13 protein-coding genes are annotated in these 13,682 nt (G+C 73.7%); 5 read left to right on the forward strand and 8 right to left on the reverse strand.

What is annotated here, in order from left to right:
• Window positions 1-22: 22 nt before the first annotated feature.
• Both ACTMS2_RS08430 and ctaC read right to left on the reverse strand, forming a co-directional pair.
• Complete coding sequence (locus tag ACTMS2_RS08430; protein ID WP_441174906.1) at window positions 23-451, reverse strand: cytochrome c oxidase subunit 4; 429 nt, start codon at window positions 449-451, stop codon at window positions 23-25.
• A 10-nt stretch (window positions 452-461) separates the two neighbouring features.
• Window positions 462-1,433 carry an aa3-type cytochrome oxidase subunit II gene (gene ctaC / locus ACTMS2_RS08435; RefSeq protein WP_441174907.1) on the reverse strand — a complete coding sequence of 324 codons (972 nt, stop codon included), beginning with the start codon at window positions 1,431-1,433 and terminating at the stop codon, window positions 462-464.
• Between the two features lie 190 nt (window positions 1,434-1,623).
• Between ctaC and ACTMS2_RS08440 the strand changes: the two genes are divergently transcribed.
• The gene (locus tag ACTMS2_RS08440) at window positions 1,624-2,775 is read left to right on the forward strand and encodes a cysteine desulfurase family protein (protein WP_441174908.1); all 1,152 of its coding nucleotides are present in this window, start codon (window positions 1,624-1,626) and stop codon (window positions 2,773-2,775) included.
• On the forward strand, window positions 2,772-3,005 hold the full coding sequence (locus ACTMS2_RS08445) for a sulfurtransferase TusA family protein (protein WP_441174909.1): 234 nt from the start codon (window positions 2,772-2,774) through the stop codon (window positions 3,003-3,005). The genes ACTMS2_RS08440 and ACTMS2_RS08445 overlap by 4 nt, the downstream gene beginning before the upstream one ends.
• Before the next feature lie 65 nt (window positions 3,006-3,070).
• On the opposite strand, the gene ACTMS2_RS08450 is transcribed toward ACTMS2_RS08445, so the two are convergent.
• From ACTMS2_RS08450 to ACTMS2_RS08460, 3 genes are all read right to left on the reverse strand, one after another.
• Complete coding sequence (locus ACTMS2_RS08450) at window positions 3,071-4,048, reverse strand: carbohydrate kinase family protein (protein WP_441174910.1); 978 nt, start codon at window positions 4,046-4,048, stop codon at window positions 3,071-3,073.
• A gap of 170 nt (window positions 4,049-4,218) precedes the next feature.
• The gene (gene erpA, locus ACTMS2_RS08455) at window positions 4,219-4,587 is read right to left on the reverse strand and encodes an iron-sulfur cluster insertion protein ErpA (RefSeq protein WP_088999157.1); all 369 of its coding nucleotides are present in this window, start codon (window positions 4,585-4,587) and stop codon (window positions 4,219-4,221) included.
• 160 nt (window positions 4,588-4,747) lie between these two features.
• On the reverse strand, window positions 4,748-5,887 hold the full coding sequence (locus ACTMS2_RS08460; protein WP_441175142.1) for a glycerate kinase family protein: 1,140 nt from the start codon (window positions 5,885-5,887) through the stop codon (window positions 4,748-4,750).
• A 68-nt stretch (window positions 5,888-5,955) separates the two neighbouring features.
• Between ACTMS2_RS08460 and nadA the strand changes: the two genes are divergently transcribed.
• From nadA to ACTMS2_RS08475, 3 genes are all read left to right on the forward strand, one after another.
• Window positions 5,956-7,155 (forward strand): quinolinate synthase NadA, encoded by a 1,200-nt coding sequence (nadA, locus tag ACTMS2_RS08465; protein ID WP_441174911.1) that lies wholly within the window; start codon window positions 5,956-5,958, stop codon window positions 7,153-7,155.
• Between the two features lie 212 nt (window positions 7,156-7,367).
• Window positions 7,368-8,723, forward strand: a complete 1,356-nt coding sequence (gene murA / locus ACTMS2_RS08470; protein ID WP_441174912.1) for a UDP-N-acetylglucosamine 1-carboxyvinyltransferase — start codon at window positions 7,368-7,370, stop codon at window positions 8,721-8,723.
• A 73-nt stretch (window positions 8,724-8,796) separates the two neighbouring features.
• Complete coding sequence (locus tag ACTMS2_RS08475) at window positions 8,797-9,405, forward strand: DUF3043 domain-containing protein (protein ID WP_441174913.1); 609 nt, start codon at window positions 8,797-8,799, stop codon at window positions 9,403-9,405.
• Window positions 9,406-9,457: 52 nt separating this feature from the next.
• On the opposite strand, the gene ACTMS2_RS08480 is transcribed toward ACTMS2_RS08475, so the two are convergent.
• The 3 genes from ACTMS2_RS08480 to ACTMS2_RS08490 are packed head-to-tail and all read right to left on the reverse strand — an operon-like array spanning window position 9,458 to window position 12,076.
• Entirely contained in the window at window positions 9,458-10,420 is a 963-nt protein-coding gene (locus tag ACTMS2_RS08480) for an ABC transporter ATP-binding protein (RefSeq protein ID WP_441174914.1), read from the reverse strand.
• Window positions 10,417-11,232, reverse strand: coding sequence for an ABC transporter permease (locus ACTMS2_RS08485; protein ID WP_441174915.1), 816 nt, complete (start codon window positions 11,230-11,232; stop codon window positions 10,417-10,419). The genes ACTMS2_RS08480 and ACTMS2_RS08485 overlap by 4 nt, the downstream gene beginning before the upstream one ends.
• Window positions 11,225-12,076 carry an ABC transporter permease gene (locus ACTMS2_RS08490; protein ID WP_441174916.1) on the reverse strand — a complete coding sequence of 284 codons (852 nt, stop codon included), beginning with the start codon at window positions 12,074-12,076 and terminating at the stop codon, window positions 11,225-11,227. Before ACTMS2_RS08490 ends, ACTMS2_RS08485 begins: the two co-directional genes overlap by 8 nt.
• Window positions 12,077-13,682: the final 1,606 nt, after the last annotated feature.

A 13,682-nucleotide genomic window follows, 5' to 3' on the forward strand; every position in this document is an offset into this window, starting at 1 on the left:
ACGTCTCGCGGGTGGCGACCGATCAGTGCTCGGCGGTGCGCCGGGTGCCGCTGTAGTACTCGAACAGCAGGCCGCAGACGGAGAACGTGACCGCCACCATGCCAAGGCCGAGCAGCCAGAACTGCCAGAACGCGAGGCCGAAACCGGCGAGCCCGACGGCCAGGGCCAGGCCGAACGGCCAGTAGCTGCCCGGGCTGAAGAAGCCGATCTCGCCCGCGCCGTCGGCGATCTCACCGTCCGGCCGGTCCTCCGGCCGGAGGTCGATCCGGCGGGAGACGAACCAGAAGAAGCCGCCGCACATCGAGCACAGCAGGAAGCTCAGCAGCAGGGCGACGGTGCCCACCCACTCGACCTGGCCGCCGGAGTCGGCGGCGGTCCACCCGCCGTAGAGGAAGGTGGCGAAGAGCAGGAACCCGGCGATGACCAGGAAGATGCGCCACTCGGTCTTCATGCCCGATCCCTCAGCTTCCCGCGCCGGCCGGCGCGTCGTCGGGGTTGAAGTTGGCCTCGGTACGCCGGGTCTCGAACGGCTTCGTGGTCTTCGCGTACGGGTCCTCGCCGATGGCCGTCAGCGCCTCCTGCGTTGACCTGCCGTCGCGCTTGGCCGCCAGGAACTGCTCGTACTTCTCCGGGGAGACGACGCGCAGCTCGAAGTTCATGAAGGCGTGGTAGCTGCCGCAGAGCTCGGCGCAGCGACCCACGTAGGCGCCCTCGGCCTCCAGCTTCGAGACCTCGAACACGTTGCGGATCTTGCCCGGCATGACGTCGCGCTTGAACAGCAGCTCCGGCACCCAGAAGGAGTGGATGACGTCGCGGCTGGTCTCCTCGAACCGGATGGACCGGTCGGTCGGCAGCACCAGGATCGGGATGACCTCGCTGGTGCCCAGCACGGAGGCGACGGTGTTGGCGTCCTGGCCCTGGCCGTCGCGGTAGTTGAACTGCCAGTTCCACTTGAACGCGACCACCTCGACCGTGACGTCGGGGTTCTTGGTCGTCCGCACCACGTCGGTCTGCACGATCGCCGTGTAGTAGAAGAGCACGGAGACGATCAGGATCGGCGCGATGGTGTAGAGGAACTCCATCGGCATGTTGTAACGGGTCTGCACCGGCAGTTCGTTGCCCCGCTTGCGGTAGCGCACGACGCACCAGAAGATCAGGCCCCACACGAAGACGCCCACCGCGAGCGCCGCGATGCACGAGGCGATCCACAGGTCGTACATCCGCTGCGACTCGGGCGTGATGCCGCCCTGCGGCCAGCCGAATCCGCCGAACGCCGCGCCGACGTCGCAGCCCGTGAGCAGGACCAGCAGCGCCGCTCCGCCGAGACCGAGCCCGGCGATCCGACCGGCACCACGTCCCCGGCGCCCACCGGCTCCTGGGGAAGCGCTGTGCCGTACGGCCGACGGCCGTACCTCCGAACTCCTTGCGACCACCTGGTCCTGCCTCCCTAGCGCGCCGCGGTGTCTTCGTCCCTGCCCTCCGCCTGCGGAGCGACAGCACCAGCGGCAAAGGCGTCACCGACGGTCGCAGATTACTCGACCATGACGGGCTGGACCGTGTTGGGGTCGTTGTCGGCCCCCATCGGGGGGATCTTGGGCATACCGGCGCGATACGTTGGCTCCCGTGAGCGCATCCCCGGTCTACCTGGACGCGGCCACCGCCGCGCCGCTGCACCCGGTCGCCCGGCAGGCGCTGCTGGCGGCCCTCGACGACGGCTGGGCGGACCCCGGCCGCCTCTACACGCAGGCGCGCCGGGCCCGTCAACTCCTCGACGCCGCCCGCGAGGCGTGCGCGCAGACGCTCGGAGTGCGCGCCGACGAACTCTCCTTCACCCCCAGCGGTACGACGGCCGCACACTCGGCCGTGCTGGGGGGCCTGGCCGGGCGGCGGCGCGTCGGGGCCACCCTGGTGCACTCCGCGATCGAGCACTCGGCGGTGCTGCACGCCGCCGAGCGGCACGTCGCGGCGGGCGGCGCGGCCACGTCCGTACCGGTGGACCGGCTGGGTCGGCTCGACCTGGACCGTTGGGCGGCGGCGGTACAAGCGCCGGGGGTGGCGCTGGCCGCGCTGATCGCCGCCAGCCACGAGGTCGGCACCCTCCAGCCGGTGCCGGAGGCCGCGCGGGAGTGCGCCGAGGCCGGGGTGCCGCTGTACGTGGACGCCGCCCAGCTGGTGGGCCGGGCCCCGGTGCCGGCGGGCTGGTCGGTGCTGACCGCCAGCGCGCACAAGTGGGGCGGGCCACCCGGCGTCGGGTTGCTCGTCGTGCGCAAGGGCACCCGCTGGGAGTCGCCCTGGCCGGCCGACGACCGGGAGGCCGGGCGTACGCCGGGAGCGCTCAACCTGCCGGCGGTGGTGGCGGCGGCGGCGAGCCTGCGCGCGGCGGCGGCCGACGCGGCGGCCGAGGCGGCGCGGCTGACGTCGCTGGTGGCCCGGATCCGGGCCCGGGTGGCGGCGGAGGTGCCGGACGTGGAGGTGGTGGGTGATCCCGACCACCGACTCCCGCACCTGGTGACCTTCTCCTGCCTCTACGTCGACGGCGAGGCCCTGCTGCACGCGCTCGACCGGCGCGGGTTCGCCGTCTCCTCGGGCTCCTCGTGCACGTCGTCGACGCTGCGGCCCTCGCACGTGCTGGAGGCGATGGGGGTGCTCTCGCACGGCAACGTCCGGGTCTCGCTGCACCGGGAGACGACGGAGGCCGACGTCGAGAGGTTCCTCACCGAGCTGCCCGGCATCGTGGCGGGGCTGCGGGCCGAGGCCGGGGTGGTGGGGCTGTGACGGCGCCGGCGGAGATCCTCGACTGCCGCGGCCAGCGCTGCCCGCTGCCGGTCATCGCGGTGGCCAGGCGGCTGCCCGAGCTGCCCGTCGGCACGGTGGTGCGGGTGCTTGCCGACGATCCGGCCGCGGCGGTGGACCTCCCGGCGTGGTGCCGGATGCGTGGCCAGGAGTTCCTCGGCACGGTCACGGGCACCGACGGCCCCGCGTTCGACGTCCGCCGCCGCCACTGACCCGCGCCGCCGGGAGTGTTCTCATCCACCCCCGGCAGCCCCGGCGACAGCGACCCGCGCCGACGTCACGGCACGAGGTGCGGGCGGACCTCCTCGGCGGCGACGTCGCCGTACGACTCGGCGAGGCGCTTGACGAACAGGTCGCGGCGGACCTCGTACTCCTGGGTGCCGACGGTCTCCAGCACCAGCGTGGCGAGCAGGGAGCCGACCTGGGCGGCGCGCTCCAGCCCGAGGCCCCAGGAGAGGGCGGTGAAGAAGCCGGCCCGGAAGCCGTCGCCGACGCCGGTCGGGTCGATCGCCCGGGTCTCCCGCGCGATCGGCACGTGGATCGGGTCGAAGTCGCGCCCGGCGATCTCCACCCCGTGCTTGCCCAGCGTCGTGACCCGGACCTTGACCCGGTCGAGCAGCTGCGCGTCGGTCAGCCCGGCCTTGCTCTGCAGCAGCGACTTCTCGTAGTCGTTGGTCATCAGGTACTCGGCGCCGTCGATCAGCCCGACGACGTCCTCGCCGTCCATGCGCGCGAGCTGCTGGGACGGGTCGGCGGCGAACCGGTAGCCCCGCTCCCGGCACTCCGCGGAGTGCCGCAGCATCGCCTCCGGGTCGTTCGCGCCCACCAGGACCAGGTCCAGTCCGTCGAGGCGGCTGGCCACCGGCGCCAGCTCGATGTTGCGGGCCTCACTCATCGCCCCGGCGTAGAACGAGGCGATCTGGCACATGTCGGTGTCCGTGGTGCAGACGAACCGGGCGGTGTGCGCCACCTCGCTGACGTGCACCGAGTCGCAGTCGACGCCGTGGCGCTCCAGCCAGGAGCGGTAGTCGGCGAAGTCCGCGCCGACCGCGCCGACCAGGACCGGGCGCAGGCCGAGCTGCCCCATGCCGAAGGCGATGTTGGCCGCCACCCCGCCGCGCCGCAGCACCAGGTCGTCCACCAGGAAGGAGAGCGAGACCTTGTGCAGCTGGTCGGCGAGGAACTGGTCGGCGAAGCGACCGGGGAAGCTCATCAGATGGTCGGTGGCGATCGAGCCAGTCACGGCGATCTTCATGTCAACCTCGGGGTCGGGAGCGGGGCGCCGGTCAGCCTACCGGTCCGGCCCCCTCAGGATGACCTGTCCGTCGGCCCCGGGTCACCACCGTCGGGGACGCCTCCCCGGCCGGAAGACGACGGCGGGGCCGCCCCGGAGGACGGCCCCGCCGTGGTCAGCGGAGGTGCGGCTCAGCTGAACGAGTCGCCGCAGGCGCAGGAGTTGCCCGCGTTGGGGTTGTCGATGGTGAAGCCCTGGGCGTCGATCCGGTCGGCGAAGTCGATGGTGGCGCCGGCCAGGTAGGGGGCGCTCATCCGGTCGACGACGACCCCGACACCGTCGTAGTCGGTGACGACGTCACCGTCGAGCGACCGCTCGTCGAAGAAGAGCTGGTACCGCAGGCCGGAGCAGCCGCCCGGCTGCACGGCGACCCGGAGCCGCAGGTCGTCGCGGCCCTCCTGCTCGATCAGGGCCTTGACCTTCTGCGCCGCGACGTCGGTGAGGACGACGGACGTGGGGGCCTTGGCCTCGGTCGACTCGGTCTGCGCTGGCGTGGTCACGTGAAATCTCCCTGCGCGGTTGGGTCCGGACGCACTGGCCAACATCTCCTGTCGCCCAGCCATTCCCGGTGTGGTCCAGATCCGATGGTACGCCGCTCCGGCCGGCCCCACCCGTTCGGCGTGACCTGGGCCGTCGTCGGGCGCGGGGCGTACGGGGCGGTCAGCGGCTCCACTGCCGGGCCAGCCGGGTGCCGAGCGCCCGCAGCCCCTCGGCCGGGCGCTGCATCGCGGCGGCCAGCCCGCCGCGCTCCTCGCCCCCGAAGTGATCCACCAGGCTGTACGCGTCGGTCACCCCGGCCGCCCCCGCCTCCCGCCGGCCGGTGCTGACCCGGCCGGCGACCACCACGCAGGGCACGCCCCGGTCCCGGGCGGCGCCGGCCACCCCCGCCACCACCTTGCCGCGCAGCGACTGGTGGTCGAACGAGCCCTCCCCCGTGATCACCAGGTCGACCGCGTCGAGCGTGGTGTCCAGCCCGATCGCCCGGGTGACCAGGCCGATGCCCGACTCGCAGTGCCCGCCCAGCGCCAGCACGGCCGCGCCCAGCCCGCCGGCCGCGCCGCCGCCGGGCAGCGCGCCCAGCCGCTCGGGACAGCCGGGCAGGTCCCGCTCCAGCACGGCGGCGAAGCGCTCCAGCGCGGCGTCGAGCAGCAGCACGTCGGCCCGGTCGGCGCCCTTCTGCGGGCCGAACACGCTGCTCGCCCCGTGCAGCCCGAGCAGCGGGTTGTCCACGTCGGTGGCGGCGACCAGGCGGGCGTCGCGCAGCCGGGGCGCGCCGTCGACGGCGTGCACCGCGGCGAGCGCCGCCCCGCCGTACGGCAGCGCCCGGCCGCCGTCGTCCAGCGGGGTCACGCCGAGCGCGGTCAGCATGCCCGCGCCGCCGTCGTTGGTGCCGGAGCCGCCCAGCCCGATCACGACCGTGCGGGCGCCGGCCTCCACGGCGGCGGCGACGAGCACCCCCAGCCCGTAGGAGGAGGTGGTCTTCGGGTCGCGCTCGCCCGCGTCGAGCAGGTGCAGCCCGCACGCCTGGGCGCTCTCCAGCCACGCGGTCGCACCGTCGTCGGTGAGCAGGATCTCACCGGCCGCCGGGCGGCCCAGCGGATCGACGGTCGGCACCGGGATCCGGCGCCCGCCGAGGGCGTCGGAGAGCACGTCGAGGAAGCCCGGCCCACCGTCCGACAAAGGCCGTACGAGCAGGTCGTCGTCGGGCGCGACCTCCCGCCAGCCGGCGGCCACGGCGTCGGCGACCTGCGGGGCCGGCAGCGTACCGGCGAACTTGTCCGGGCAGAGCAGTACGCGCATGCCGAGCAGTGTGGCAGCACACACCGCCGGAGGCTGCGGGGAGGCCGCACTGTGGGACCATGGGGCACGTGACTTCGACCTGGGTGGAACCCTCCAACACCGCGACGGCACTGTTGCTGCTCGGCCGGGGCAGCGACCCCGCCACGGAGCGCGGCGTCGAGTGTCCGGGTGACCTGCCGGCGCCCAGCGATCCGGACCTGGTGGCCCGGGCCACGGCGGCGAAGGCGGCGCTGGGCAGCAAGGTCTTCGTGCTGGGGCACCACTACCAGCGCGACGAGGTGATCCAGTTCGCCGACGTGACCGGCGACTCGTTCAAGCTGGCCCGCGAGGCGGCGGCCCGGCCCGACGCGGAGTACATCGTCTTCTGCGGCGTGCACTTCATGGCGGAGAGCGCCGACATCCTCACCTCGGACGCGCAGAAGGTCGTCCTGCCCGACCTGGCCGCCGGCTGCTCGATGGCGGACATGGCGGTGCTGTCGCAGGTCGAGACGGCCTGGGACGTGCTCACCGAACTGGGCGTCGCGGCCGACACCGTCCCGGTGACGTACATGAACTCCTCGGCGGACATCAAGGGCTTCGTGGGTCGCAACGGTGGTGTGGTTTGCACCTCCTCGAACGCGAAGCGCGCGCTGGAGTGGGCGTACCAGCAGGGCTCGAAGGTCTTCTTCTTCCCCGACCAGCACCTGGGCCGCAACACGGCGGTGCTCGAGATGGGCTTCGCGCTGGACGACTGCGTCCTCTACGACCCGCACAAGCCGAACGGCGGGCTCACCCCGCAGCAGTTGCGCGACGCGCGGATGATCCTCTGGCGCGGGCACTGCTCGGTGCACGGCCGCTTCACGCTGGACAGCGTCAACGACGTGCGGGAGCGGGTGCCGGGCGTGAACGTGCTGGTCCACCCGGAGTGCCGGCACGAGGTGGTCACCGCCGCCGACTTCGTCGGTTCGACGGAATACATCATCAAGGCCATCGAGGCGGCCCCGGCCGGCTCGGCGTGGGCGGTCGGCACCGAGCTGAACCTGGTCCGCCGGCTCGCGCTGGCCCACCCCGACAAGCAGATCATGTTCCTGGACAAGGCGGTCTGCTACTGCTCGACCATGAACCGGATCGACCTGCCCCACCTGGTCTGGGCGTTGGAGGAGTTGGCGGCCGGTCGGGTGGTCAACCAGATCACCGTCGACCCGGACACCGCGCACCACGCCCGGGTGGCGCTGGACCAGATGCTGGCCCTGCCCGGGGCCGACACCCCGCCGCCGACAGCGAGCTGATCACTTTCCGTAGCGATGCTGGCACGGAAAAGGGTCCGATCACCGATAAATGCCCTCAGGGGCGATCTGACCGGGTCCATCTTCGTCACCGAGGGCTATGCTGCCGGTGCGACGATTCACGCGGGCCGTTTCGACATGGCCGCGTTCTGGGTAGCGATGACAATCGCGTGCCCCACCATCAACACGGCAGCACCGACGCGCTGGAGGTTGCATTGACCGACGACGTCCTGGTCGTACACGGAGGGACTCCGCTCGAAGGGCGGATCCGCGTGCGCGGCGCGAAGAACCTGGTCTCGAAGGCGATGGTCGCCGCGCTGCTGGGTGACAGCCCGAGCCGACTGTTCGACGTGCCGAAGATCCGCGACGTCGAGGTGGTCCGGGGCCTGCTCGGCCTGCACGGGGTCAAGGTCACCGACGGTGCGGAGGACGGCGAGCTCGTCTTCGACCCGGCGAACGTGGAGAGCGCCAGCACGGACCAGATCAACGTGCACGCCGGCTCCAGCCGGATCCCGATCCTGTTCTGCGGGCCGCTGCTGCACCGCCTCGGCCATGCTTTCATCCCCGACCTGGGTGGCTGCCACATCGGGCCGCGCCCGATCGACTTCCACCTCCAGGCGCTGCGCGAGTTCGGCGCGACGGTCGAGAAGACCCCCGAGGGGCTGCACCTCTCGGCGCCGAACGGGCTGCACGGCACCAAGTTCGCCCTGCCGTACCCGAGTGTCGGCGCCACCGAGCAGGTGCTGCTGACGGCCGTGATGGCCGAGGGGGTCACCGAGCTGCGCAACGCGGCGGTGGAGCCCGAGATCATCGACCTGATCTGCATCCTGCAGAAGATGGGCGCGATCATCAAGGTGCACACCGACCGGGTCATCGAGATCCAGGGTGTGCCCAGGCTGCACGGCTACACGCACCGGCCGATCCCGGACCGGATCGAGGCGGCGAGCTGGGCGGCGGCGGCGCTGGCCACCCGCGGCCACGTCGAGGTGCTCGGCGCGCAGCAGGCCGACATGATGACCTTCCTGAACATCTTCCGCTCCGTCGGCGGCGAGTACGAGGTCACCGACGCCCGGGCGCCGAAGCTCGGCGATCCGGGCCAGGAGGGCGGCATCCGGTTCTGGCACCCGGGCGGCGAGCTGCACGCCGTGGCCCTTGAGACCGACGTGCACCCGGGCTTCATGACCGACTGGCAGCAGCCGCTGGTGGTGGCGCTCACCCAGGCGCGGGGCCTGTCCATCGTCCACGAGACGGTCTACGAGCAGCGGCTGGGCTACACCGAGGCGCTCAACTCGATGGGTGCCAACATCCAGGTCTACCGGGACTGCCTCGGCGGCACCCCGTGCCGCTTCGGCCGGCGCAACTTCAAGCACTCCGCGGTGATCGCGGGGCCGAGCAAGCTGCACGCGGCGGACCTGGTCATCCCCGACCTGCGGGCCGGTTTCAGCCACCTGATCGCCGCGCTGGCGGCGGAGGGCACCTCCCGGGTGTACGGCGTCGACCTGATCAACCGGGGCTACGAGGACTTCGAGGCGAAGCTGGCCGACCTGGGCGCGCACGTCGAGCGTCCGTAACGTCGGCCACTCCCCTCCGCGCCCGGTGCACCGCGATGTGCACCGGGCGCCGTCGTTTGGCTACCCTTTCGACGTGCCGTCGCTGTTTCGCCGCAAGTCCTCCGACCTCGTCGACGAGGCCGTCACCACGGTGACCCCCGACGAGGAGTCCACGCCCGCCCAGCCCCGGGGCTACACCCCGAGCAAGAAGGAGCTGGGCAAGGCAACCCCCAAGCGGCCCACCGCCGGCCGCCGGCCGGCCGCGGCCACCAAGCCGTTGACCAAGGAGGAGCAGCGGGAGCGCAAGCGCCAGCTGCGCGCCGAGGCCGCGGCGGAGTTCCGCCGCGAGGGCGGCCCCCGCGACCGCGGCCCGGAGCGGCTGCTGGCCCGCAATGTGGTCGACTCCCGGCGTACGGTCGGCACCTGGTTCTTCGGTGGGGCGCTCATCGTGCTGGTCGGCTCGAACGCCGCGATGCCGCCGGTCGTCCGCCTCGTCTCCAACATCCTCTGGGGCGCGCTCGCCCTGGGCGTGGTGGTCGACTCGGTCCTGATCTCGCGCAAGATCCGCAAGCTGGTCCGGGAGCGTTTCCCGAACACCGGGCAGCGGATGGGCTCGCTCTACCTCTACGCCATCATGCGGTCGATCACGTTCCGCCGGATGCGCGCCCCCGAGCCCCGGGTCAACATCGGCGACCCGGTCTGACCCTGGCGCCCGGACGGCCTCTCCCGCATTGTGGTGAGGGGCCGTCGCGGCGTCAGCGGCTGCGGTAGAGCCGGGCCACCACGTCCTCGATGTCCGGCTCGACGATCGAGACGTCCCGCAGCGCACCCAGCCCGGCCAGGGCCGCCACCACCTCGGCCACCCCCGCCGACTCCAGCGCGAAGACCAGCCGGTGCCCGTCGGCCTCCTGCCGCTGTAGCGGCGCGCCGCGCAGCGCCGGCGGCTCGGGCAGCTGGGCGTCGAGGTCGGCGACGAGCAGCCGGCGCGACCCGTACCGCTCGTGCAGCGCGGCGATCGACCCGTCGTGCACCACCCGCCCGTGGTCGACCACCACCAGGCGCCGGCAGAGCCGCTCGATGTCGGCCAGGTCGTGCGTGGTGAGCACCAGCGTCGTGTCCCCGGCGCGGCCCAGCTCGGCGAGGAAGCCGCGGACCGCCTGCTTGCTGACCACGTCGAGGCCGATGGTGGGCTCGTCGAGGAAGAGCACCTCCGGGCCGTGCAGCAGGGCGGCGGTCAGCTCGCCGCGCATGCGTTGCCCGAGGGAGAGCTGCCGGACCGGGGTGTCCAGGAACGCATCCAGGTCGAGCAGGCTCCGGCAGCGGCGCAGCCGGGCGGCGTGCGCGGCGGCCGGCACCCGGTAGACGTGCCGCAGCAGCGCGAACGAGTCGCCCAGCGGCAGGTCCCACCAGAGCTGTGAGCGCTGGCCGAAGACCACGCCGACGCGTAGCGCGAGCCGGGTCCGCTGGGCCACCGGACGCAGCCCGCACACGCGTACCTCGCCGGCGGAGGGCGTCAGCACGCCGGTGAACATCTTGAGCGTCGTCGACTTGCCGGCGCCGTTGGGCCCGATGTAGCCGAGCATCTCGCCGCGGGGCACCCGCAGGTCGATCCCGTCGACGGCGGTGACCCGCCGCTTCTCCCGGCGCAGCCGGCCGGCCCGCACCCGGACGGTGAACTCCTTGCGCAGCCCGTCGGCCACGATGACGTCGTCGCTCATGACCCCGTACTCCGGTAGTGGCGGACCCCGGTGCGCCAGGCCGCCGCCGCCCCGGCGGCCGCGACCAGCGCGACGGCCGGCGCGGACCAGCCGACCCAGGCCGGCAGGCCGAGCGGGTCGGCGCGGCCGAGCAGCGCCAGCGCCGGGTGGTAGCTGACGAAGGCGAAGCCCAGGCCGTACGCGAACACCGCGCGGAACCAGCCCTCGAAGACGGTGACCGGGTACGAGGTGAAGTCCCGGCCGCCGTAGGTCACCGAGTTGGCCAGCTCCCCCGAGTCGACCCACCAGAACGAGACGGTGGCGGTGGCCACGAAGACCGACCCGAAGAAGACCACGCCGGCCAGCGGGGCGAGGACCACCAGCAGCGCCCGCGCCGGGGTCCACCCGACACCGGCCGAGCCGACGGCGACGACCAGCACGGCGAGCCCGAAGACCGCGCGCGACACCTTGCGCAGCGGCAGGTCCATCAGCAGCAGCTGGGGCAGGGCGCCCAGCGGGCGGACCAGCACGGCGTCGAAGAGCCCGGTGCGCACGTACCGGGGCAGCCGCTCGATGTTGCCCACCAGCAGGTCGGCGACGGCGAAGGCGCAGGTCGAGAGGCCGACCATCACCATCGTCTCGCGCAGCGTGAAGCCGCCCAGCTCCCGCGTCACCCCGAAGATCACCAGCACGGTGAGCACGTCGAAGACGGTGGACCCGACGTTGCCGACCAGGTCGATCGCGAACGAGGTCCGGTACGCCGTCTGCGCCCGCGCCTGCGCGCCGAGCAGCGCCCGGTACGCGGCCAGCGTCCCGCCCGACGCGTCAGCCACCCTGGACCACCAGGCGGCGTTCCGCGCGGCGCTGCACCAGCCGGCAGGCTGCCAGGATCAGCACCGCCCAGGCGACCTGGAGGCCGACCAGCCCGACCTGGGCGCCGGCCGGATCGCGCTCGACCAGCACGTCGAGCGGGGTCTGGAGCAGGCTCGGGAAGGGGGTGCCCCACCAGAGAACGAGTTGGAGCCACTCGGGCAGGAAGCGCAGCGGGAAGTAGAGTCCCGCGAGCACCCCCGAGGCGAGGGTCCAGAGGATCACCGGTCCCCGGACGTCCTGCAACCAGTACGCGGTCGCGTTGACCAGGAAGCGACAGCCGAAGCAGAGGACCACGGCGACGACGGCGGAGAACGCGAAGATCGGCAGGGTGGACCAGCGGCGGGGCACGTGGACCTCGAAGAAGAGCGGCCCGACCAGCACCGGCGGCAGGAACCGGACCAGCGCGGCGTGGCCGGCGCGGCCCAGGTCGGCGGCGAGATGGCTGGTCACGGGGTGCACGGGCCGGAGCAGGTCGCTGGCGATGTCGCCGGTGCGGATCCGGTCGGCCAGCTCGGTCCAGCCCCAGAGGAGGACGACCGCCAGTAGGCCCTGGCCCACCCAGACGAAGGTGGCGAGTTGCCCCCGGTCGTACCCGGCCACCGTGCCGGCCGCGCCGACCGCCGCGAGCAGGACGTAGCACCGCAGGAAGCCAAAGACCGTGTTGGTGACGACGCCCGCCACCGACGCCTGCCGGTACGTGGCGTAACGTCGGAAGCCTGATCCGGTTATAGCCTTAAATGTCCGGAACCATAGGATAACGTTTGGGGTGGTGGGCGGTGCCACAGTGGCGGTGAGCGAGCCCACGCCGCTACCCTCCTTCCGCAGCCACGCCGTACCGGAGGGGCGACTCTACCGGCACGTGGAGCGCCCAGCGCGACAATTTCCAACGAGGTGACATCGCCGTGAGCGAGCGGACGCGAGCCGGCCACCGGGGCGCCGCCGTGAGCGGACGGACCCCGGTCGGGCACCCGGGCGCGCCCGCCCCCTGGCGGCCCGTCGCGGGCGGCACGCCTACCCTCCGTGGCGACGGGCCGACCGGATGAGCCGCTACGCCGACCACTGGCACGACGCCGCCGAACCGGCCTGGATGATCGAGCCGACCACCGAGTGGCACCCCCAGTTCCCGGGCCAGCGCTACGCGGGCGACATCGGCGTCGAACACGCGCCGTCCGCGCGAGGGGGCCGCTCGGCCGTCGGCCGGGCCGAGGTGCCCCCGCTCGCGCCGACCCGACCCGACGGGACCTACATCGGCCGCTCGTGGGACGACCTGCCCGACGGGCGCCCCGGCCGGCAGGAGGCGTGGAACGGCCTCGACGCGCGACGGCACGGCGACGAGCCGTACCGCCACCCGCACGCCGACCCGCGCCGGCCCGACGACCGCCAGTGGCCGCCCCGGCAGGAGCAACCGCACCGCAACGACCGGGGCGGATTCGACGCCCCCGGCCGGCCCGCCGACTCCCCCCGACAGCGCGACCACGCGGGCCCCGCCCGCCACGACACCCGCACCCCGCGCTACGAGCCGGCCGGCCGGGACCGCCCCGTCTCCCCCGCCGGCAGGTCCGAACCCGGCTGGCTCCCGGAGCCCGACGAGGACGCGCCGCCGCGCCGTTCCCCGGCGTACGGACACCCCGACGCCGGCTACGACCACCGGCCGGAGGGCCACGACCGCCGGGCCGAGCGCGGCCCCGACCGCCCGGCCCCGCCCGGACCCGAGCGCCGACCCGACGGCGCCGCCGACCGCAAGCCCGGCGGGGACGCACACCGGCCGCGCTACCAGTGGGGAACCCCCGCCCCGGAGCCCCGCCCGTCCGACGGTCAGCGCGAACGCCCGCCCGGCACGCAGTGGGACCGTCCGTCGGACCCGCGCCGGGAGTACCCCACCGAGTGGGATCGCTCGGCGTCTCCTCAGTGGGACCGTCCCGCCGACCCCCGCCGCGATCGCCCCGCCGACCCGCAGCGGGAGCGGTCCGCCGAGCCGCGCCGGGAGGGTGGCCCGCACGGGCGCAATCACCAGCCGGGCGTAGCCGCCGGCGGGTGGCCGCGCCCCGACCGGGCTCCCGCCGGGCAGCAGCCGCGCCCCGACGGGCAACGGCCGCAGCAGGAGCCGGCGGAGCACCGGCGGACGCACGAGGCGGCGCGAGCCGAGGCGTACCCCGAACGGGCCCCGCACGGGACCGCCCGGCCGGACGCCCACCGGGACGCCGAGGCGTACCGGGAGCCCCGGGTACAGCCGCAGCCGGGCGGCGGCCTGCCGTGGCCACCACCCGGCCCCGTGCGGCCCGGCTTCGACCGGGACGCGGCGCGGCGGGCCGAGCCCGACCCCGAACACCGGCGACCGGTCGACCGTTCCCGCCCAGAAGAGGCCACGACCCCGCCGCCACCGCCCGCGTACGACCAGCGGCCGTCCCAG

Origin of the sequence: Micromonospora sp. SD12 (assembly GCF_052068495.1) — a bacterium.
In the GTDB taxonomy this organism is placed as follows: domain Bacteria; phylum Actinomycetota; class Actinomycetes; order Mycobacteriales; family Micromonosporaceae; genus Micromonospora; species Micromonospora echinofusca.

Excerpts from the sequence above, each read along its gene's own strand:
- ACTMS2_RS08430 (WP_441174906.1), bottom strand. The coding sequence starts at position 451 with ATGAAGACCGAGTGGCGCATCTTCCTGGTCATCGCCGGGTTCCTGCTC.
- ACTMS2_RS08450 (WP_441174910.1), bottom strand. The coding sequence starts at position 4,048 with ATGAAGATCGCCGTGACTGGCTCGATCGCCACCGACCATCTGATGAGC.
- ACTMS2_RS08460 (WP_441175142.1), bottom strand. The coding sequence starts at position 5,887 with ATGCGCGTACTGCTCTGCCCGGACAAGTTCGCCGGTACGCTGCCGGCC.
- ACTMS2_RS08480 (WP_441174914.1), bottom strand. The coding sequence starts at position 10,420 with ATGAGCGACGACGTCATCGTGGCCGACGGGCTGCGCAAGGAGTTCACC.